This window comes from Xanthomarina arctica (assembly GCF_014638915.1).
Classification (GTDB): Bacteria; Bacteroidota; Bacteroidia; order Flavobacteriales; family Flavobacteriaceae; genus Xanthomarina; species Xanthomarina arctica.
In genome coordinates, this window is record NZ_BMFQ01000001.1 from 1,428,417 (window position 1) to 1,450,586 (window position 22,170).

Below are 22,170 nucleotides of genomic sequence, written 5' to 3' on the forward strand. Positions count from 1 at the left end.
TAAAATAATTGAAATTAAAAAGGTCTTCAATTGAAGACCTTTTTTTATAATGTATCAAGTAATAAAAGTTAGTTTATTACTAATTTTTTAGTAATCCTATTTTTGCCTAATTCAAAAACAGCTAAATAGATACCTGCATTTAAATGGCTTACATCTATTTTTGAATATGAATTTTTCAATGTTTTTTGGAATACTTCTTTCCCTAATATATCGATCAATTTGAAATTAGCAAATGGCTCATTTTTTAAATCTATTTGAATGTTTAGTTTTTGTCTTGCAGGATTTGGATACATGCTTATTGTAGCATCCAAAGCATAGGATTCTGTGCTTAAAACATTATAATCTACTTCAGCAAAAAATAAAGCAGCGCCAAGAGTTCCTTTGGTTACTTCAAATAAATAGGTAGGATCCATATTTGCCAAAATATCGTTCGGCCCATGAGCATAAGGTGTCTCATTAGATTCATATAGCCCAGTAATAATTTCATTGTTATCTTCAAAAGGCATATAATCTGAAGCGTAAGCATAAGATATTTCGGTGTCTAAATTGGAATATAATTCTATGCATGTTGCTAGTTGATTGGTAGCCGTATTTGAAGCGACGTTATTTGTTGTAGGCGAACTACTCTCATCTCTTTCACAAACTATACTGTTATTTGTCATCCCGCTAACACCACCAACTTCATCTATATTCAAAACTAATTTTATGTCTAGATTTTGTGGAATTACGGTATTGTTTACAAAGTAATTACTACCCACTAAACCATCTTCTTCACCACTAAAATGGATAAATTTAATCGAATACTCTGTAGGTACATCTGCAAGTAAACGGGCGATCTCCATAATTAGGACTGTACCCGAACCATTATCGTTAGTACCTGGACCATTTATTGTGTCGTAGTGTCCATCAATAATTAAAAAAGTGTTGGGGTAGGTAGTTCCAGTTTTCGTAATAATTATATTATTACTTGTTCCCTTAGAATAAGTAAAGGGTTGCAACTCAATATTAGAATACCCTAAATCGGTATAGCGTGTTGTAATCCAATTTTGAGCATTGCTTAAAGCTAGGGTTCCAACTTCTTTAACTCCAAAGTTTTCGAAGGCCGTTAAATCATTTAAAATATTTGTAGCAGAAACAGTGCTAACAAGATTTCCAGAATAGGAATCGTAGGTTTGGGAATATGTCATAGAACTCACAAAATACATGAGAACCACAAAAAATTTCACAAAGTAAATATGCTTCATTTTATAGTTTTTAGGGAGAGCTAAGGTAGTAGAAAAATAGATTAAAAAAAACAAATGTTAATTCACCACAGAAGTTATGGTGATTTTGGCAGTGCTCCCAACCATAAAAGTTCCAGTATCTTCGCCAATGCCATAATCTAGGCGTTCCAATTCAAAAGTACCAGTAAAAATGTTGTTTGCAAATTCAAAAGGAATTTCTACCATTTTGGTTACACCAAGGATGGTAAGATTTCCTTTAGTCAGGTAATGGTTATCATGTTTAATAACAGAAGTTGATTTGAAACAAATCTCTAGGTATTTCTCTACATTGAAAAAATCGGCGGACTTTAAATGCTCATCACGCTTATTGTTTCCAGTATTGATGGTTGTTGCTTCGATGCAAATATCAAAATTAGAATTCTCTAAATTGTTTGGATTGAAATTAAAAGTACCAGTCATATTTTGAAAAGTGCCTTTAACTGTATTTAACCCGAGATTGCTAATTTTGAAACTAACATGAGATGCTTTCTTGTCTATGGTTTGATTTTGAAATAAAGAAATTCCTAAAGTGGATACAAATAATATAATACTAAATAGCGTTTTCATATGGTGGTGTTTTTATATTGAAAAGTCTGACTTCTATAAAGTTAAATAAAAGGAAGCACAAGTAGCAAAAACCATTCTTATAGTTTCGTTAAATATTAGGGTTCTAACAAGTGTATGAAAGTGGACTTAGGTTAGAAGTTCATAATAAACACCAAAGAAAAAATACTGATGAAAACCCATAAAATGGTGGAGAATACAATGGGTTTAAAGCCACTTTCTTTTAAATCGGAAACACTTAAACTGGCTCCAACCAAGAATAGGGTAATTACAAGTAGTCTTTTAGAAATATCAACTATGCTAACAGAAACTAGTTCTGGAATTAATTGATAACTATTGAGGAGCATGGCTACTATAAAGCCCAAAATAAAATAAGGAATTTTGATTTTTTGATTTTTACTTTTAAATAAGGCCATAGCAAAAAACGATAAAGGAATAATCCATAAGGTTCGAGCCAATTTTACGGTTGTCGCAATTTGTAATGCTTCATCACCATATTCTAAAGCCGCTCCAACCACAGAACTTGTATCATGTATGGCAATAGCACACCACGTACCAAACTGTGTTTGTGATAAATTAAATAGATGGCCAAGTGAAGGGAAGATCAATAAGGCAATTGAGTTTAATAAGAAAACGACTCCAATAGCCATACTTATCGTTTTATTATCTGCTTTTATAACTGGTGATATGGCTGCAATGGCACTACCTCCGCAAATAGCGGTTCCAGAGATCATTAGAAACCCCAGTTTTTTATCAATTTTTAAGGCTTTTATAAGTAATAGTCCCAGACTGATGGTAAGAAAAATGGATAGAGCCGTAATTACAAAACCATCTTTGCTGGCTTTGATAGTTTCTGTAACAGACATTCCAAAGCCCAGACCAATAACTGAAATTTTTAAAAGTACATGGATGGCATTTTTTGACTGATTTGGAAAGGGATGACCTAAAATAAATGTGAAAAGAAAACCTAAAACAAGTGCTACCGGGCTTGAGATATACTTTAAAGCTGCTAGAATAATGATAATAATAAAGATACTTATTTGAGCAATCCGTTTCATAATGTGACCGTTTTATTATGGAACAAAATTAATAAGAACGAATAACTTTTAAGCAATTTTTAATAGCATGTGGTATAACTAAAAGTTATAATTGGTTTTGATTAATTTAATGAGTAAATCCATTTTTGAAGATTGAAAACCTGTACGACAAACAAAATAAAAGTCACGTTCAAAATTAACGCCTTTTATATCCACGATTTTAAGTTTATTTTGAATTAACTTTTCGGTAATGGCATGAATTGACAATAGGGCATAGGCATTTGAATGTTCTAAATATTGCTCGATGGCTTCTGTACTATTTAAAGTAATAATATGATTTAGTTTCTGGATCTTGTTCACTTTTAAAATGTCTTCAATAATGTCTCTGGTACCTGAGCCTATTTCTCTACTAACAAAAGGGATTTTGGATAATTCCTTTATTGTTACTGAAGCTTTACTATTTTGGTTGTTAGCACCTGTAACTAATACAATTTCATCTTTAATAAACGGGGAATACTTTAAGAGCTGGTTAGTCGATTTCCCTTCAACAATGCCATGTTCTAATTCCTGATCTAAAATTTTCTGTTCTATTTCTTTGGTATTACTACTAGCAACATTGAAAGTTAAATGAGGAGCATTCTGTTGAATTTTAGCCAAAACTTTTGGCATGACATAAGTAGCAATTGTTGTGCTTAATCCCAATTTGAATTCCAATGATGCATTTTCTTGATTTAGAAGAAACGTGTGTTCAAGTTCTTCGAACAACTTCGTGATTTTATAAGCATAATCAAGAAAAATCTTTCCTTCGTTTGTTAATGAAATAGAATTTCTAGATCTGTTAAAAAACGCCGTGTTATAATCTTCTTCTAGTTTGGAAATAGTTTTTGAAACCGCAGGTTGGGATAGATTTAATTCTTTTGATGCTACCGTAAAGCTTAAATGTTGAGCAACTTTAATAAATGTTTTTAATTTGTACTTCATTTTTGGGGTGTAACATTTCAGTGATTAAAACCTACTGTATATTTTTATAGGAGTTTGTTTTCTCTTTTATCCTAGAGGAACTATTAATACTGGGATTTTAGATTTCTTAATTAAGTTTCCGGAAACACTTCCTGTAAAGGCATTATAGAAAAAACCATGATCGTGATGTCCAGAAATAATGAGGTCTATTTGTAGTTTTTTGGATTCTTCTAGTATCATCTCTATGGTTGCACCTTGAACTAGTAAACCTTCGGCTTCAAAACCTTTAACACCAAGTGAATTGGCATGATCTTGAAGTATTTTATGTTCTTTCCTGAGCTCAGTAGCACGGTCATCTCTAATATATTGAGGACCTACTTCATACCCAACAAAGTCGGGATCTGGAGCGGCAATATGGATAAGCCATATTTTCGAATGGAATTTTTCGGCAAATAAGAATGCTTTGTCAATTAGTTCTTGGTCTCCTGAGGTAAAATCTATAGTTACTAAAATGTTTTTCATAATAAAAGATTATTCTGAATTCTAATAAAGTAAATCCAACTTTGTCAACCTTCTAATTTAATGTTTTTCAATTAAGTTACAAAAATATGTATTAGAATATAGAGATGTGGGAATAATCAGTCTTAATAAAATATAAATCGGTAACTAATTATTCTGAAACAGTAATCCTGTATTTTGACTAATTCATTCCGGGAAATGAACTCACTACTTGAACTTTTATGTCTGGAAAGGATTCGACTACTTGGATTGTGAAGTCTGGAAATGATTCAACTATATGCCATTGGCCACAGTCCTCTGGGAATGATTCAACAAATTGGACTTTAATATCTGGAAAGCTACTGACATACTGAATTTTTAAATCAGGGAAACTGGTGACAAATTTTACTTTGCCATATAATTTAATGTCATTTATTTCACAAATTTCTTCAGGAGGGCTAAAATTTAAAATTGCTAATTTGTCTATACTTGACCTATCTTGATTTTTGCAACTTATTACAAGTATTCCTAAAAGAATTATGATAGAGACGTATTTAGCTGTTTTCATCCTTGAATTTTAATATCCGTTGACTTTAATTTTAAGTGATATATAAAGTTAAAGATTAGTTTCGAGTTTAAATAACGGTTTTCCTTAAAAGAGTCCTTTTTTTTACAAAAAAAAGGAACCACATTTCTGTAATTCCTTTCTTATATTTTCGTAAAATGTTAAGTTTATACCATTTCTACAAACAAACCATCATCAGTTTTGTCAACTTTCACTAGTTTACTTTTGGTTAAGCCCTTTATTGTTTTATCCCATTTTTTATTGCTTAACCCAGATTGTTCCTTTAAAGCAGTTAATTCGATTGGAGATGTAGTTTTAAGTATTTTAAAAACTGCTTTTTCATCTTCACTCATTTCAACTTGTTTTTTCTCTGGTCTCATTTGAGGGAAAAACAACACCTCTTGAATGGATTGGTTATTAGTTAAAAACATGATTAATCTGTCCATTCCAATTCCCATTCCAGAAGTTGGTGGCATTCCGTATTCCAAGGCACGTAAAAAGTCTTCATCAATAAACTCTGTTGCTTCATCGTCTCCTTTTGCAGCTAATTTTAATTGGTGCTCAAAACGTTCTCGTTGATCGATAGGATCGTTCAATTCAGAATATGCATTAGCGATTTCTTTCCCACAAACCATTAATTCAAAACGCTCTGTTAATTCTGGATTTTCTCTGTGTTCCTTACACAACGGACTCATTTCTTTTGGGTAATCTGTAATAAAGGTTGGTTGGATGTAATTACCTTCACATTTTTCACCAAAAATTTCATCGATTAATTTGCCTTTCCCCATGGTGTCGTCAACTTCAATCCCTAAGTTTCTGGCGGCGACTCTTATTTCTGCTTCAGTTTTACCTGTTATGTCAAATCCTGTAAAATGTTTTATAGAATCTGCCATGGTTACTCTGGCATAAGGCGCTTTAAAATCTATTTCATGTTTTCCAAAAGTGGCTTGGGTTGTTCCGTTAACAGCTATAGCACAGTGTTCCAATAATTGTTCACAGAAATCCATCATCCAATTGTAGTCCTTATAAGCTACATAAATTTCCATTGCCGTAAATTCTGGATTATGGGTTTTGTCCATGCCTTCGTTTCTAAAGTTTTTGGAAAACTCATAAACACCTTCAAAACCACCAACTATCAATCGTTTTAAATAAAGCTCATTTGCTATTCGCATGTACAAAGGAATATCCAAACTGTTGTGATGTGTCATAAATGGTCTTGCAGCCGCACCACCTGGAATAGGTTGTAATACAGGCGTTTCAACTTCAAAATAACCAGATTCGTTAAAGAAATTACGCATGGCAGTATAAAGCTTGGTTCGCTTTACAAAAATTTCTTTTACATGTGGATTTACCACTAAATCTGCATAACGTTGTCTGTAGCGTAATTCTGGATCTGTAAAAGCGTCATGCACATTACCTTCAGCATCTGTTCTTGGTAGAGGCAAAGGTCTAAGTGCTTTACTTAAAATTGTAAAATCTTTTACCTTAACCGTTTTTTCGCCTACTTTGGTTGTGAATAATTCTCCTTCAACACCAATAAAATCACCTATATCAAGAAGTTTTTTATAAACGGTATTGTATTTTGTTTTGTCCTCTCCAGAACAAATTTCATCTCTATTAAAATACACTTGTATTCTACCTTCGCTATCTTGAAGCTCAGCAAAACTAGCATTACCTTGAATTCTACGAGACATTAAACGTCCGGCAACAATCACTTTCTTCCCTTCAGAAAAATCCTGTTTCACCTGTTTTGAGGTATGATTATAAGGAAATAAATCTGCTGGATACGGATTGATGCCTAATTCGCGTAATTTGGCAAGTTTCTCTCTACGTACTAATTCTTGTTCTGATAATTGCGACATATGTAATGAAATTGTATTTTTTTAGAAGCCACAAAGATAATTACTATAAGTTAGGATATCAATTTATTATATTGGAAATTCTATGTAACAAATAGGTGTAATTATATACTAATAGACATATTTCATCAATTAAAATAAATCAAATGAGTTTTTGGCGAGTGTTACTTTGTATTTTTTGTCCCCCTTTAGCCGTAATAGGTAAAGGTTGTGGTTCTATAATTATTGTTTTTTTATTATGGCTTTGTGGTTGGGTTCCAGGGGTTATTGCGGCATTAGTGATTTTAAACAACCCTAAGTCTTAAAAACAGTATCTTTGTATTCTAAATAACTTACTTAAAAGAATACCTATGTCACGTTTTTTTGTTTTACTAATTTGTCTTTCCACATTTTTATTAACTAGCTGTAACTTTACTGAAGAAATTACATTTCAACCCGATGGGTCTGGCGAATTTATGATGAATTATGATTTGAGCGAGGTCTTGAATACACTCGAAGAAATGGGAGGGGATAATGATAGTAGTGAGAAAAAAGAGGAAAAGAAAGTAGATAGCGTTATTTACTTTAAGGATATCCTTGTTGAAAAAGCAGACAGTATTTCTACATTATCACTAGAAGAACAAAATAAATTAAAAGCTCTGGAAACTATTGTTATGCGCATAAAGGTGGATGAAGAATCTGGTGCATTTAATTTTGGATTTGGCTCTACTTTTGAAAATCTGGATGAGCTACCCGAAGTTTTAGAAAAAATAGAACAAGCCAAGGCGTTTAACTCTAAGGATGACGCACAATTTTCTAAATTGGATCAAAGTGCTGTAGCAAATTCTGCAAAGGATATGTTTGAATATGTTGATTATAGCTATGATGGTAAAACATTTTCAAGAACTCTTAAAGAAGATTTTGTGCGATCGCCTGAAGATCTAGAAGTATTAAATTCGGAAATTAGTCAAATGGGTGATGATTCTAAAGACACCTTTGACGATATGACATATACGTTGATATACCATTTTCCTAAACCGATAAAATCGGTAACAAATAAAGAAGCTATAATTAGTGCCGATAAGAAGACGGTTACTCTTAAGTTAAATTTTATGGAAATGATGAAATCGCCAGAAAAAGGGACTTTAAAAGTAATTCTAAAAGATTAAATATTGGTTGCTTTGAATAAAAAAATTGAAATTCAAGAATTGGGTTTAAAAGATTATAAAGATACTTGGGACTATCAGGAATCTTTATTTAAAAGTATTATAGATACTAAAGTGAAAAATAAACGTGAAGATGCTAATCTTGAAACGTCTAATTATTTTCTATTTGTAGAACATCCACACGTGTACACTTTAGGAAAAAGTGGTGATATGAGTAATCTGCTTATAAATGAAGAACAATTAAAAGCCAAAGGAGCCAGTTTTTACAAAGTAAATAGAGGAGGAGATATTACCTATCATGGTCCGGGACAGATTGTTGGTTATCCTATTTTGGATTTAGAAAACTTCTTTACAGACATTCATAAATATCTTCGATTACTGGAAGAAATGATTATTCTTACCCTTGCAGAATATGGCCTCAAAGCCGAACGCAGCAAAGGTGAAACAGGTGTTTGGCTAGATGTGGGAACCCCGTTTGCTAGAAAAATTTGTGCTATGGGTGTGCGTGCCAGTCGTTGGGTAACCATGCATGGTTTTGCTTTGAATGTGAATGCCAACTTAGGTTATTTTGATAATATGATTCCTTGTGGCATTCGTGGAAAAGCTGTGACTTCTTTAAATGTAGAATTAGGGAAAAAGGAGGTAGATGAAGCAGAAGTGAAAGTAAAACTATTGAAACATTTTATAGATTTGTTTGAAGCTGAAATGAAGCTTTCGGTGAGCAGTGTTCGGTAAACTATTATAAGAGTTATAGATTAGTTTGAAAAACTTTATTGAAATTCCATTTCTATAACCTACTATTTCTATACTCTCTGTATTTTATAAGCGGGCTTGTTGCTCTATTTTTAAAAGCATGAATTGAGGAACTGACTATTAATATACTTGCGGCTAAAATGGCAGTGTAGAAAATAGGGGAGTAGCTGTCTTTATTTGCAACTGCTATGGCAATTAATGCCCAAGCTCCAACTAAGGCAAATTCTCTCATGTTGCGTTTCCATGTTACAAGTAAGTTAATGATGGTCGCAATTACAATCATAATGATGGTCCAGCCAACTTCTGAAACCCCAAAACCATCCCAATTAATTTTTACTAAATAAGTAGATGTATTAGCAATACTTGCAACAGTTACCCAACCACTATAAATGGTGAAAGGCCACCAAACGAATAATATGATTGGAAAAGGTGCATCCCAAACTTCCATGGAATTATTTATTACAATTTTTAAAAGTGCAAAAAGCAATAAGAATATAAAGATGCATGAAAGTCCTGTATAACCATATAACCAACTAAAAACCCAAGCACTATTTGCAATACAAGAAATTACAAACCACCATCCTGTTTTTAGAATAAAATCGTTGTTGGACTTTATCTTAACAAATAGACTTCTCCCTTGATAAACAATAAACCCAAGTAATAATAAATAGATCAATCCCCAAATAGAGAACGCGTAGCCTGCAGGTGTGAATAGTGAATTTATTTGGTTTGAAACTTCTCCAATAGTTGTATTGTTGATTTTTCCAGTATTTGATAAGTAATTTATAATAATGGTAGAAACTAGCGCTATTCCATTACTGATTTGAAGTGCTTTTTTCATATTTAGTTCTCATTGTATTTTAACCTAAATTACAATTTTGACAATTAATATGCAATTATATAATTGGAAGTGGCTTGTTTTTAATTCCTTGAGATATTTGGGTTTATGAAAATAACAAAACGTTTCTTAAACCTTTTTTATAATATTCTCTCCAGTAATTGCCATGGCAGATAGCACCCCGGAAAATAAAGCGCCCCCAACACCTGCTGTTACAATATCTTGACCTGTTAGATAAAAGTTTTTAATAGGGGTTCTTGGTTTTAAAAAGGCTTGTCTATATCTAGATGGACTATGGTCTAATCCGTAAACCTCCCCCTTATGGTAATTAACAAAATGTTGTGTGGTTAATGGCGTAGATAATTCGTGACAAGCTATTTTTCCTTCTACTTGTGGTAATTGCTTATATAATTCTTTTAGTAAGCGTTGGGCAATGCCTTCTTTAATTGCTTCATAATCATCGCCTCTCTTTTTCCATGAAGTATCAGACCATTTTTCAAAAGTTTCATAAGGAACCAAGGTAATAATATCTATAGAGCTTTTTCCAGGATAACGATTGGACCAATCCGGATCTTTAGCACATGGAAAAGACATATAAACCACTGGAAATGGTTGTGATAAATCTTCCAAGTAATTTTTTACACAGGTGTCATGATCGCCTTTTTCGGGATATATCCAATAATTTGTTTTTGGAATTTGAAGTTCTTCAGGAGTTCCTTCTAGTCCTATATATAAACTTACATGAGCTACAGAAGGTTTAACTTTTTGCAATTGTTCGTCTAACTTATGTTTTTTAACAATACTTGAAGGTAATAATTTTGTGTAAGTAGTGATTATTCCTGCGCTACTAACGATGTTTTTAGCATGAAATTTTTTCCCATCCTTCATTTGTACACCAATGGCTTTGTTGTTTTCAATAATAACGTGATCCACTTCTGCGCTTACAAGAATGGTGCCTCCTGCAGATTCTATAACTGGATCGATGGTTTTAACAATTTGAGAGGAGCCTCCAATTGGAAAATTACCGCCATCAAAATAATGTCTTGCTACAGATGCATGCATAGAAAAACTACTTTCTTTTGGAGGTAAGCCGTAATCGCCATATTGGCCAGTTAAGACTTTTATTAATTCTTCATTTTTAGTGAGTGAACTCAGGACCTCGTAAGTAGTTTTGTCAGAATAATTATAAAATGGTTTTTTTAGAAATGGTCCAGCCAAGAAACTCCTGAGTGGTGAAATAGCTTTACTAATGTAATAATTTTTGCTTGTTTTAACGGCTTTAAATACCAGGTCGATGTAAGCATTTATGGCTTGTTCTTCTTCAGGAAAATAACCAATCATTTTCTCTTTGAAGTTTTTAACACCTTTTACAAAATCGTAATGTTTATCGCCAATAATGATTCGGTCGTATACCTCTCCCATATCAGCCCATTTCAATTCCCCATCACTTACATAGTCAAACAGTTTTTTTAACATGCTGTTCTCTCTTTGGACTTCCCCTATATAATGAATTCCCACATCCCATTCGTAACCTTTGCGTTTAAAAATGTGTGTAAAACCACCAGCTGTATAGTGTCTTTCTAAAACTAAAACCTTCTGACCTTCTTTAGCTAGAATAGCAGCAGTTGCAAGTCCACCCATTCCAGATCCAATAATAATGGTATCGTAAGAGTCCTGTAATTGTGGTTTTTGTTTGTAAGATTGAATCATGAAGTATATTTTCAACCAAAATACAAAAACAGAAGAACTTATTTTCTTAAAACTTTAATAAGGTCTTTTTCTTTAAATTTAATTATTAGAGTAGTTAAGAAGATTAAAGTTCGGCTCTTTAATCAAAAATCCTCAATCTTTTTACCCTTCCGTGTTAAAGAACACTTTGTAATAGTGCATTTTTTTCTCATCGTCGTAACCACGTTCTAGATATTCAGCTGAGGCATCAGGAGCATCGATGTCTAATTTAATTTGAATGTTGGTATCGAGTTTGATTTCGGTTTTAATTTTCTTTTTCTCTTTGTTTACAACAGATTCAGCAACATCGAATTGGTTTCTAATCACAAGATCTTTCTCTCCTTCAAAGTTTTTCTTATAATCGTCGAATAAGGATTTGTGTTTATCGTCTTCAAAAATATCGTCTTTAAAACGTTCTACATTGATGGTTTCGTTCTCTTTAAAGAAATCGATGGTTTTAGCTAAAAATGTATTTTGTTCTTGATTACCATAAGATATTTTTAAAATGTCTTCAGAAAAATCTTTACACAATTCGATATATTGTTGTGTGTGGTTGTTGGCATCGTCTGCATATTTAATATTCAAGAAATGATTGGTCCAGTATTGTGCATCGTAATTGTTATTATCTGCACTTAAAATAATTGGGCCTTCCGTATCTGATTGATTTAAAATCAAGCACCCTTTATCCACTTTTTTAGAACTGATTCCTTTTTGCACTAGCACATCATAACTATTATTTTCTAAATAGGTTTGGAAGAAATTAACCTTGTTTTCAATTTTAAAAATGCCCAAAGCGTTGGTGGTAATTTCATTGAATTCAATACCTTCAAACATAACAATAAGCACATCACCCGTTTTTATTTGTGCCGAATTAGATTGCTCAAACAAATGCTTAACTATATGTTTAGAAGTTTCAATAAAGGCATCATCTTCCTTAAACATTTGAGAACTATAGGTGTTTATTTCATTTAAAGAAATATCTGCATGGTGATTAAAACGATAAGACTGGACTACAGAACCAAAAGGTCTCAATAAAAATGGTAACATAAGCTCGTAACTAGCTTCATCAAAATGCACTTCTTTTTCGGACAATGCATTTTTTGTGTTGTTGTGTTTATTACCCACTTTATGGATAATACATTTTGAAATGGAAGCGTTTTTACGTGAAATCATAGTCTGAATATTGAGATTGCAATACTAAGCATTTCAAGAGAAATAGTTAAGCGATGTTCATAAAAAAACCGAAGGTATAGCTTCGGTTTTAAATTGGTAAAAAAGGTTTTGATTAATATGCAATTCCATAATAATCGCAAACTTCTTCATAGTTATCCTTATTAACTCCTGCATCTTTTAATTCTTGCAATACAGTTTCTTTGCCACTCATAACTCTTCCATTTCCGTTTGAAGTAGTTGTGTTGGAAGATTCTATTATGATTAATTTCACCCAATCAACAGGTTCTAAATTTGCGTTTGGTGTAAACGAACCATCCATTTCCATGGATATAACAGCCATTACATAAGGGCCTGGTTCAGTAGAAGTTGAATTACCAAAAAGTACAGGATAGTTTCTATAGCCATTTACATATACACTACCAGGAATAGAAGATACTAGATCTATAACTGAAAATTTAACAAACGTTAATAAAACATCATTTTCCAGGATATCATCAGTAATAATACCAGTTAAGTCAATATATAGACCAGAACCAATTGTATTCCAAGATGGAGAATTAAACATAAAATTTTGTACGTTAGCGTTACCATTCTCGCCATTCGTTCCATCTACGCCAGCGGGTCCAATAGGTCCTTGTTCCCCATCTTCTGTAGAACAGGAAAAACTAAATACTACTAAAAGCGCCAATAAGACATACTTTGATTTTGAAATTGTTGTTTGAATTGTTTTCATAATTTTTATTGATTTATTGTTAAATGTATTTATGTTTCTTTTTTTTAAAGGTTAACATGTGAGTAGAAAAAAACAGAAGGTTTTGGCTTAGATTTTAATAAAAGTAAGTTTTGTAATTAGTAGTCTAGATTAAAATAATCCATTACTTCTTCATAAGACATTATTGAAAAGTCTACATTTTCCATTTTTCCAGAATTGTTAGTTGGAATAATTACATATCTAAAATGATCTAAGTAAGGAGATTCATCAAGGGGGGCGCCATCGGCAGAATCACATAACACTAAAAAGTTTAATGCTGGTGTCCAAACAAAGCTAAAGTTTTGATTTAAAAAAGGAAATTGCACAGGGATACCCCAAAATTGGTCACCAGATTTTCCGTAAATTAGGATAATATCATTATCTGTAACTTCTTGAGTTATTTCTGGAGCAGGTAGCTCAAAGATGTCTCTTATTGGGCCTTGCTCCACATAAGTTGCTTCAATCCATTCTGAGGTAAACACATTGGCATTGCCATCTGTTCCTGCAGGTCCTTGAGCTCCATCATTTCCGTCTTCTGTTGAACAGGAAACACTAAAAGCAACTAAAAAGGCTAAAAACACATACGTTGATTTTGAAATGCTTCTTTGAATTGTTTCTGAAATTGTTTTCATAATTTTAAATTTTGGTTAGTAATTAATCCCATAATAATCGCAAACCGCATAGTAATCGTTTACGTTGATACCTTGCGTGGTAAGTTCCTTTATTAAACGTTCCAGTGGTTTTAAAGAACTTGTGCTTGAATGCGATTTTGTAGCATTATTATTTCCTTTTATAATCATATAACGAAAACGCACTCCTTTATTTTCTAAGTTTAAGGCGTCTGGTTCCCATAGATATTCTCTTGGCAATAAATTACGACTATAACTCTCTATTTGAACATATGCCACTGAGAAAGGAGGTCTTATGTCAATAACAACAGATTTTACTAATTCTTCACCATTGGTATCAAAACTATAGTGAGGAAGTAAATATGTATGACCATAAGATGGATTGTCTTCTAATTGGTCATAATAATAAACAAGAAAAGCATCAGTATTATCATCATAATTTTGAAATTCCATTGGTAAAGATTTATAGTCCGCATTATTTACTGAAAAATCTAGATCAACAGGTTCATACCAATTTGAATAAATTACATTCGCATTACCATCATTACCATCATTACCATCATTACCATCAGTACCATCAGTACCATTAGTACCATTAGTACCATTAGTGCCATCTATTCCTGCTGGTCCTTGAAGGCCATCATTTCCATCTTCTGTCGAACAAGAAATATTAAAGACGACTAAAAGTGCCAATAAGACATACTTTGATTTTGTAAAACTTTTTTGAATTGTTTTTGAAATTGTTTTCATAATTTAAAATTTATTAATTATTTAAAGAGTAATATGAATACCTGATTTTTAGATTTAAAATCTTCATTATATTAGGGAATGACATTTACAGTTCAAATTTACTTGGAAGCTGTTTTTTTTGATATAACATATGTGCCAAACTGTTAAACAGAAGTGCCAAAGTTGGAGTAATACCATTCAGTCTGAGGACTAATTCAAATAAGCAGATAATTTATTGGTGTTAAAATTCCATGATTCGCCAAATTTTTCCAGTTCTTCCAGTTGCTCCTCTGGAACCACCAAAAACCCATAGATCACTATTATATGCAATTGTAACATGACTACTTAAGTTTTCTAAAGGATTTGAATCTGTATAAAGAGTCCAATTTTGCATATCAGTAGAATAGTAAATGGTATTATTGCTTTCGGCAGTTGCAGTAGAACCACCAATTACAAATACTTTATCATTAAAGGTTGTTACAGTGTGTCTTTTAATTGCTGGTAAAGTAGTACCTGTTTGCGTAACTAAAGACCAATCTGCACCATTAGAACTTCTCCAAATTTCATTGGTAAGTTCAGATGTTGCTTTGTCTCCTCCAACAATGTAAATAGCATTGTTAAAAACCATTGCTTTATTTCGTTTCAATCCAGGAAATGCATTAGCATTTTCTTCTGTCCAATTTGTTCCATTAGTAGTAGACCAGCTTTGTGTGTGGCCAGTAACCCTACTTAACCCTATAACATACATTTTTCCGTTAAGTACAGCTGTGGCATGGCCAGACACTAAACCAAATGGAGCGGTTTCATAGAGCCTTGACCATATAATACCATCATCTGTTACCCAAATATCGCTTAAAACATTATGGTCATTGTCAGTTCCGCCAATTAAATACATTCTTCCATTAAAAACACTCAGTGTGTGTTCGTGTCTACCAAGAGCAGTTAATGTGCCACCTGTATCCGTGGATGCCCAGTTATTGCCATTATCACTGTGCCATAATTCGTCTGTGGAATCTCCTTCGGGAACATAACTATTAGATCCTCCAAAAGACCAAACCTTGCCATTAAAAACGGTCATGGCATTGTTAGCAAAATTACCCATCTGATCTTGATTCGTAATTAAATCAAACTCTAAATTAATGGTGTCTGGTGGAGGTGGAGCTGGGTTTGAATTTACATCATCATCGGAACTGCAAGAAAATGTTACCGCTAGAAATAATAAAAATAGGAATTTTGAATTTTTCATGATTTTAAATTTTGTTGATATATTCGTATATGGTATTTATGTTTTTTTTCTTTAAAGGTTAACAGATGGCATGAAAAAAATCCGAAAAAGTTTTAGTTTTCGGATTTTTTTAAGCTTATGATATCTGTTTCTATTATAAAAAGGTGTTTGCACCAAAACCTGTGGCACTAGGAGATGAGGTGCCTATGCCATCGTTGTCATCTTCATATTGTGGTTGTTCAGGCCTGGCATCATTGGCTAAAATATACTTTTGCGCCTCATACATGGAAACCTGTCCATCATTATTTATGTCAGCATTGATTGTTGAACCTGTAAGAGGATCTTCTCCAGTAACAGCCGCAAAAAAGTGATAAGTGAATTCTCCATATTGTCCAGAAGAATGAGAATAAGTTACTTGAAATTCTGTTCCTGATGTCATGATGACTCTATTTGGCCCTCTAAAATCCCATATCACACCACCACTATAACAAGGCTTAATTACAGCAATCATAGACCCCATTTGAAGGTTGTTTATTTTAGAGGCTAAATAATCGTCAGTTAACGCAGTTGAGGAATTGTAGTAAAAGTATTGTTCGTCTATATTATCTGAAATGCTTCCTCGGTTATCATCTCCATTGGTGTCTAACACTCCCGTACTTAAGCGCCCAAAATTATCCTTACCACCTCCATGATTGTTCAACATTAAAAAGAACTTGGTGCTAGAGTTCATATATTCATCCAAATAGCTGAATGCCTCATTCAGACCCGTTTGATTGGCCGCGTAATGAACGGGAATCTCACTGTCTTCGCCATAGCCATCTTTATAAACCACTCGTATTTTGTTTTCCGGATAACCTTTGTCGCGTAAAATGGTGTACATTAATTTAAGGTCGTTCCAATATCTGGAATAAGCGTAACCAGAATTAATGCCTCCACTATACAATAATGCTGTTTTGTTTTCTTGGAATATAGGAAACTCACAAATTTGTGGATATACCTGGCAGATGGAAATTATTGGCGGTCTTTGAATAATAATATTAGGATTAAGAAGTTGAATGTTATTTGGGTTATTGATAACAATGGTTGCCAAAGAAATGTCTCCAATCAATAGTGAAGAGATGTGGATGGTTTCATCTTCATTTTCTTCACAAGTACCAGTGATTTTTACTTTCTTACCATAGTACTCAGTATAATTTATTGAATTGTCCAAATTCGAAATGTTATCTATATAAATGTATTTTGGTTCTTCAATTAAACCATCTATATAAAAATCGTTTTTGTTTATTAATAATTTCGCAACACCATTTTCTTCAACCAAAATACCTTCTACTTCAAACTCTTGCCCTATGCGCTCTCGCCATTGCTCATTTTTAATGTTCGAAAAATTAGTTACTGTTGAAGGTGGATTGTTTTCTTCGTTAGAGTTTGTGTCGTCGGTGTCACAGGATAAGTAAGTGATACCCATTAATATAATACATAATACAAACTTGAAACTCAAGTTGTATGATATTTTGTTCCATTTGTTTTTACTAGAAAGATTCATAATTTTTGTTTTTTAAGGTTTGTTATTTTATGGAGTAGGTTTTAAAAGGTTAACGTCTAACTGAAAAAAAAGCCAAAATTTCCTTTTTTGGCTTTTTTCCTTTGAAGACTAATTCAAATAAAATAAATAGATTAAAATAGCAGATGTAATAATTTATAGTTGAAATAAAATTCCAGCATTAAGAACAAACTGTTCGTAATTGCTTATTATATATTTAGGTTCTAGATACACGCTTAGTTTTTCAGAAAAAGCCCATCTACCACCAGCTCCAATATTTACTCCAAAGGCACTATCGCTTACTTCATACGTATCATAATAATATCCATAATAAGAGGCTCCTGTTTTATAGTTGGAATAATTAGCACCAAGAATTGGATAGAGTTTTAGCTTGTTGTCTATAAGATCAAAAAAGTAATGGGCATTAACATCTACAGATAGAATGTTTTGGTTAAAACCGTAAAGACTATTACCAAAAAAGTATGTGCCTCCAGGAGCAATGGCAATCTTGTCTGTAATATTAAATTCTGCTTTTAAAGTGACACCTGGACCAGAGACTTGTTCGTTATAAGCCAAACCACCACCAATGGCTATTTGTGCTTGAATTTGAAAGCTGAAGAAAAAGATAACAGCATAAGTTAAAAATGTTTTTTTGTTTTTAATCGATTGAAGATTTAGTGATTTCATGTTTTGAAATGTTTTAAGTTATTTATATTTTCTTTTTAATGGAGTTATACTAAAAAGGTTAACTTTTTATATATCTTTTTTGAGATTAGGATTAATCTGTAAGAAAAATAATAGCTTATGCTAAAAAATGTTAATTTAGCAGTAACGTGTTAACCTTTTATAATTTAGGATATTAAATGCAAAGAGTCCAAGAGAACATAACTATTGAAGATTTAAAACAAGGCTCGGATTTACTCTTTAAAAGAATTTATGAAGAGAACAGAGACAAGTTCATAAATTTTGCTAAAAAGTATAACTTACCTCAAGACGATATTATAGATGTCTATCAAGATGCCTATATTATTTTCTATAACAATGTGATGCAAGGCAAAATAGAAGAATTCACTAGTTCTATTTCTACTTACTTATTTAGTATAGGAAAGTATTTAATTTTCGATAAAATGAAAAAAAATAATAAGACCATAAATCCAGATTTCGATTTGTCTATTATTAGGGAAAAGGAAGAGCTTGTCGATGAAAATTTCGATTTGGATCAAGAAGATTTAACTACTGAACAGGTTTTATTAAAAACCCATTTTGGAACTCTTGGAAAGAAATGTCAAGAATTGTTAACCTTATTTTATTATAGAGGTTTTACAATTAAAGATATTATTGAAACTAGCGAATATACAAGTGAGAATGTAGTTAAAAGTGCCAAGTCCAGATGTATGAAAACCTTAAAGGAACGTATTAATAGCAATCAACAATAGCAATGAACAATCAAGAATTATTATATCTCTATTTCTCTAACAGCTTAACACCTGAACAGGAAACTTTATTTCAAAGTTTACTGGCAACAGATGTTGCATTTAAAGCGGAGTTTGAATATGAGAAGAATTTACAAAAAGCCATAAAAAGCAGTGAAACGGATAGACTTAAATCCAAACTTCAAGATGTTGAACAAAATCTAAACAAACAAGACAAGTCTATTTTTAATTATAGAAATTTTGCCATTGCAGCTTCTATTGTGTTATTAATGGGCTGGTTTGGATATAATACATTTTTTAGCACCAATTATAATAGTTTGTACGATAGCAATTTTAGCGAATACCCGAACACGGTTTATCCCATTACAAGAAGTGACGATAGTAATTCTTTAGAACGCGAAGCCTTTGTAGCTTACGAAACTAAAAACTATCAAATAGCTATTGAAAAATTCGACGCACTTACAGAAAGTGATAAACAAGAATATGTAAACTTCTACAAAGCACAAGCTTATTTAGGGTTAGAAGACACTAATAATGCTAAAGCTTTATTTATACAAATTTTAACTGAAGATACTAGTTTTGTAGCTGAAGCAAACTGGTATTTGGCTTTAATTGCAATCAAGGAAAAAGATAAAACGCAAGCCATTGCATATCTTGAAAATTTAGTTTCCAATTACAACTATAATAAAAACAAAGCTCAAGAACTTATAGATAAACTTAATTAGATTTTCTGCGTTTTCTAATAATCGCTCCAATTACCACAAAAGTAACAGCTATTAGTAGATACCATAAAAGATTGTTAGTGCTAGCAATTGCCGTTGTATTTCCTGAAATTACAAATCCGGACCAATAATATGGATGGTTTAGGGCATTGTCTTTGTTATCTTTTAAAAATGAAACTTGTGCTTTTTGTAAAGCAAGGTTTTTAGTTTTTCCTTCGGAAAGGTTTTTATAAAAAACATCCATAATTTTTAATGAAGAAGCATCATTGATTTTCCATAAGGTACTAGAAATACTGGAGGCACCACTAAAGTAAAATCCTCTGGCTAAACTCATAAAACCTTCTCCGCGTTTTAAATTTCCAATCCCACTTTCGCAGGCACTTAATGTTACCAAATTGGTGTTGAGGTTTAAATTGTACAAATCGCTTACATAAAGTAAATTGGTATTTGTTTCATTGGGTTGAAATGCTAAATATGAATATTCTGGCGTTTCATCATTTAAAACGGCATGGGTTGCAAAATGTAATAAGCCATAATGTTCACTTTCTAAATTAAAATTTAGAAGCGTTGCTTCGTTATTTCTTAATGATTTTCCTCCAAAGTAATTTAAAATGTCATCAGCTTCAGTTTGATTGTTTGGTAAAGGCAATAAGGTATTGTAAGACGAGGCTTCAAAACTTGGAGCAAAAGCTAAAACTTCATTATTTACGCTTTCTTTTTCTGAAAGTTGTTTTAATAAAGTTGCAGAATTTACATAACTAATGGAGTGCTCTTCTATTAAATAGTGGTTTTCTCCGTTTGTAGATAAACTAGAAAAGGGAATATAATTCAATAAACCGTCTGTTACAATAATGAGATCTTTCTGTGACAGCTTTTCTATACTTGGAACAAGCAATTTTTTATATAAATTAAATGATTTGTTATTTAATTCTTTAAGATTTGACTTTGGGTTATTTAGCATGCTATATATAGAAACAATATCATTCTCCAAGTTGCTGTCTATTTGATATTGTTGAATATCTTTTGATTTTTTTGTAATGGTTATGATGTATATGGCTTGATTTCCATAAAAATAGGAAACTAAAACATCATCAGAATTTAAGAAATTTTGCAACTCGTTTAATGAAACAACTTCCGAATTATATTTTAAATTATAATAAGATTTATAATTGGTTTCTATAGAACTAACAAGTTCTCGGTATTCGTTTTTAACCTCGAATAATTGATCTTCTAAAATTTTATTTTTAGACTGATTAAGCTGTTTCTCCAAATGATTGATCTGAGATTTTAAAAGCAATTCCTTTTCAATAATATCTTTAGGAATGTTGGCAAACTTAGTCGCTTTAGTGCTTAAAATAGCATCCAAAAGCAAGACGCTTTTACTTTTCTCGGAGTAATAAAAAGCAGTGTCTAAAAGCGAGTCTTGTTTGGTTTTTTGATATAAATTATAAGTGGCCTCCAAACCAGATTCGAAAACAGGAAACGCCTCGTCCATTAAAAACAACTTATCCGCATTACTTTTAAAAGTAGGTTTTAATTGGTCTAAAGTTTTTAAAGCTACATTAACTGAAACCATACTCTCAGAGAATTGAGACATGGTATTTAAAATGGAAGCCTTATTTCTTAAAACTCGTAAAAGCGTGTTTTCATTAATAGTGGAATTTATTTTGTCTTCGGAAAACTGATTAATAGCCAAATTGTAGTTTTCTAAGGCTTTTTGCGGCTTGTTAAAGTTTTCATTCAGTTTTCCTAACGTATTGTAAATTTCAGCAACATCGTTATGGGGTTTATTCTGCCATTTTTGCTTGACCAATTTGAGAGCTTCTTGCAGTTCCGTTTCAGCTAAATCATAATTGCCTTCAGCTTCATGGATTTTTGCTTTGGCTTCATAATAGATGTTCCATCTTGGATGATTTTCAGAAAGATGCTCTTTAATAACACTTAAATAATAAAAAGCACTATCTGTTTTCGATTGACTCAAATAATTCTCCAGCAAATGGTTGGCTTCGGTAATAATACTACTTGGACTTCCTTGATTCTCTATATTATAATGTAAGGATTTATTAAAATAGGTGTTTGACGAATCCAGTTGTTTTTGATTTTTTAAAACTTCAGCTAATAAGCTATAGGTTCTATTTATTTTAATAATATCCTCAGCTTTTTTAGATTCTAAAAAGTGAATGTTTTTAGTATAGTAGTCTTTGGCCAAGTTATATTTGCCATCGTTGACATACATTTTTGCAATAAAACTGTACGCGCTTGTTATTAAATCAATTAAATAGACATTCAGTTGACTTTCTTTAAGAGATTCTACGGAATTAATTATGGACTGAAAGGCTTTTCTAGATTTATCATAGTCGTTCAGTCTAAAATAATAGATTCCTTTATCTAATAGAATGGAATTTATATAGATTAAGTAGCTTTCATTTTGTTTTAATTCTACATCATTCTTTAAAACAATAGAATCTAGCTGTCTTAAATTACCCTTGATTTTATCCAGATCATAAAAATGAGCCGCTGTTTTGTTCGAAGAACTAAGACTACTTATTAAACTTAAATAATCTTGATGATTTTTAGCTTCAGAATTAATTTTATCAAAATAGAAGTAAGCCGAATCTTGTTGCGTATACATATGCTCATATGCTTTGCTATATAGAATTGTTATGGTATGGTTATAAACAGAATCGTTTGAGTTTTGAGTAAAAACTTGAGTTATAGAGCTGATTATAAATAATAAAAACAAGCAAAGTTTCATATAA

At 32.0% G+C, this 22,170-nt stretch carries 22 protein-coding genes; 5 read left to right on the plus strand and 17 right to left on the minus strand.

The window, feature by feature from the left end:
- Positions 1-68 precede the first annotated feature (68 nt).
- The 7 genes from IEV77_RS06250 to lysS all read right to left on the minus strand — a co-directional run bounded on the left by IEV77_RS06250 (position 69) and on the right by lysS (position 6,748).
- Positions 69-1,244 (minus strand): M28 family peptidase, encoded by a 1,176-nt coding sequence (locus IEV77_RS06250; RefSeq protein WP_188462866.1) that lies wholly within the window; start codon positions 1,242-1,244, stop codon positions 69-71.
- A gap of 57 nt (positions 1,245-1,301) precedes the next feature.
- Positions 1,302-1,829: a YceI family protein gene (locus IEV77_RS06255; RefSeq protein ID WP_188462868.1), complete on the minus strand. Its 528-nt coding sequence runs from the start codon at positions 1,827-1,829 to the stop codon at positions 1,302-1,304.
- Between the two features lie 131 nt (positions 1,830-1,960).
- Positions 1,961-2,884, minus strand: a complete 924-nt coding sequence (locus tag IEV77_RS06260; RefSeq protein WP_188462870.1) for a YeiH family protein — start codon at positions 2,882-2,884, stop codon at positions 1,961-1,963.
- 78 nt (positions 2,885-2,962) lie between these two features.
- Entirely contained in the window at positions 2,963-3,844 is an 882-nt protein-coding gene (locus tag IEV77_RS06265) for a LysR family transcriptional regulator (protein ID WP_188462872.1), read from the minus strand.
- Positions 3,845-3,910: 66 nt separating this feature from the next.
- Positions 3,911-4,345, minus strand: coding sequence for a universal stress protein (locus IEV77_RS06270; protein ID WP_188462874.1), 435 nt, complete (start codon positions 4,343-4,345; stop codon positions 3,911-3,913).
- Between the two features lie 178 nt (positions 4,346-4,523).
- Positions 4,524-4,889, minus strand: coding sequence for a 7(1) septoil knot domain-containing protein (locus IEV77_RS06275; RefSeq protein WP_188462876.1), 366 nt, complete (start codon positions 4,887-4,889; stop codon positions 4,524-4,526).
- A gap of 164 nt (positions 4,890-5,053) precedes the next feature.
- Positions 5,054-6,748 (minus strand): lysine--tRNA ligase, encoded by a 1,695-nt coding sequence (gene lysS, locus IEV77_RS06280; RefSeq protein ID WP_188462878.1) that lies wholly within the window; start codon positions 6,746-6,748, stop codon positions 5,054-5,056.
- A gap of 143 nt (positions 6,749-6,891) precedes the next feature.
- Between lysS and IEV77_RS06285 the strand changes: the two genes are divergently transcribed.
- From IEV77_RS06285 to lipB, 3 genes are read left to right on the plus strand one after another with little or no spacing between them, the layout of a single operon-like run.
- Positions 6,892-7,050, plus strand: coding sequence for a YqaE/Pmp3 family membrane protein (locus IEV77_RS06285; RefSeq protein ID WP_188462880.1), 159 nt, complete (start codon positions 6,892-6,894; stop codon positions 7,048-7,050).
- 45 nt (positions 7,051-7,095) lie between these two features.
- Complete coding sequence (locus IEV77_RS06290; protein ID WP_188462882.1) at positions 7,096-7,893, plus strand: hypothetical protein; 798 nt, start codon at positions 7,096-7,098, stop codon at positions 7,891-7,893.
- Positions 7,894-7,905: 12 nt separating this feature from the next.
- Positions 7,906-8,625, plus strand: coding sequence for a lipoyl(octanoyl) transferase LipB (gene lipB / locus IEV77_RS06295; protein WP_188462883.1), 720 nt, complete (start codon positions 7,906-7,908; stop codon positions 8,623-8,625).
- A 52-nt stretch (positions 8,626-8,677) separates the two neighbouring features.
- Here the strand turns inward: lipB and IEV77_RS06300 are convergent, their stop codons facing one another.
- The 9 genes from IEV77_RS06300 to IEV77_RS06340 all read right to left on the minus strand — a co-directional run bounded on the left by IEV77_RS06300 (position 8,678) and on the right by IEV77_RS06340 (position 17,943).
- Complete coding sequence (locus IEV77_RS06300) at positions 8,678-9,484, minus strand: TspO-related membrane protein (RefSeq protein ID WP_188462885.1); 807 nt, start codon at positions 9,482-9,484, stop codon at positions 8,678-8,680.
- Positions 9,485-9,610: 126 nt separating this feature from the next.
- Complete coding sequence (locus IEV77_RS06305; RefSeq protein WP_188462886.1) at positions 9,611-11,191, minus strand: phytoene desaturase family protein; 1,581 nt, start codon at positions 11,189-11,191, stop codon at positions 9,611-9,613.
- 141 nt (positions 11,192-11,332) lie between these two features.
- Positions 11,333-12,382 carry a nucleoid-associated protein gene (locus tag IEV77_RS06310; RefSeq protein WP_188462888.1) on the minus strand — a complete coding sequence of 350 codons (1,050 nt, stop codon included), beginning with the start codon at positions 12,380-12,382 and terminating at the stop codon, positions 11,333-11,335.
- Between the two features lie 112 nt (positions 12,383-12,494).
- Entirely contained in the window at positions 12,495-13,115 is a 621-nt protein-coding gene (locus IEV77_RS06315) for a hypothetical protein (RefSeq protein WP_188462890.1), read from the minus strand.
- Positions 13,116-13,231: 116 nt separating this feature from the next.
- Positions 13,232-13,765, minus strand: a complete 534-nt coding sequence (locus IEV77_RS06320; RefSeq protein WP_188462892.1) for a hypothetical protein — start codon at positions 13,763-13,765, stop codon at positions 13,232-13,234.
- A 15-nt stretch (positions 13,766-13,780) separates the two neighbouring features.
- Complete coding sequence (locus IEV77_RS06325; RefSeq protein ID WP_188462894.1) at positions 13,781-14,512, minus strand: hypothetical protein; 732 nt, start codon at positions 14,510-14,512, stop codon at positions 13,781-13,783.
- 220 nt (positions 14,513-14,732) lie between these two features.
- Complete coding sequence (locus tag IEV77_RS06330) at positions 14,733-15,737, minus strand: Kelch repeat-containing protein (RefSeq protein WP_188462896.1); 1,005 nt, start codon at positions 15,735-15,737, stop codon at positions 14,733-14,735.
- 133 nt (positions 15,738-15,870) lie between these two features.
- Positions 15,871-17,259 carry a hypothetical protein gene (locus IEV77_RS06335; RefSeq protein ID WP_188462898.1) on the minus strand — a complete coding sequence of 463 codons (1,389 nt, stop codon included), beginning with the start codon at positions 17,257-17,259 and terminating at the stop codon, positions 15,871-15,873.
- A 153-nt stretch (positions 17,260-17,412) separates the two neighbouring features.
- Positions 17,413-17,943, minus strand: coding sequence for an outer membrane protein (locus IEV77_RS06340; protein WP_188462900.1), 531 nt, complete (start codon positions 17,941-17,943; stop codon positions 17,413-17,415).
- Positions 17,944-18,119: 176 nt separating this feature from the next.
- Between IEV77_RS06340 and IEV77_RS06345 the strand changes: the two genes are divergently transcribed.
- On the plus strand, positions 18,120-18,692 hold the full coding sequence (locus tag IEV77_RS06345) for an RNA polymerase sigma factor (protein ID WP_188462902.1): 573 nt from the start codon (positions 18,120-18,122) through the stop codon (positions 18,690-18,692).
- Positions 18,693-18,694: 2 nt separating this feature from the next.
- The gene (locus IEV77_RS06350; RefSeq protein WP_188462904.1) at positions 18,695-19,414 is read left to right on the plus strand and encodes a tetratricopeptide repeat protein; all 720 of its coding nucleotides are present in this window, start codon (positions 18,695-18,697) and stop codon (positions 19,412-19,414) included.
- Here the strand turns inward: IEV77_RS06350 and IEV77_RS06355 are convergent.
- A complete protein-coding gene (locus tag IEV77_RS06355; RefSeq protein WP_229736592.1) occupies positions 19,407-22,043 on the minus strand; it encodes a CHAT domain-containing protein in 2,637 nt (878 codons plus the stop codon). The genes IEV77_RS06350 and IEV77_RS06355 overlap by 8 nt on opposite strands.
- Positions 22,044-22,170 lie beyond the last annotated feature (127 nt).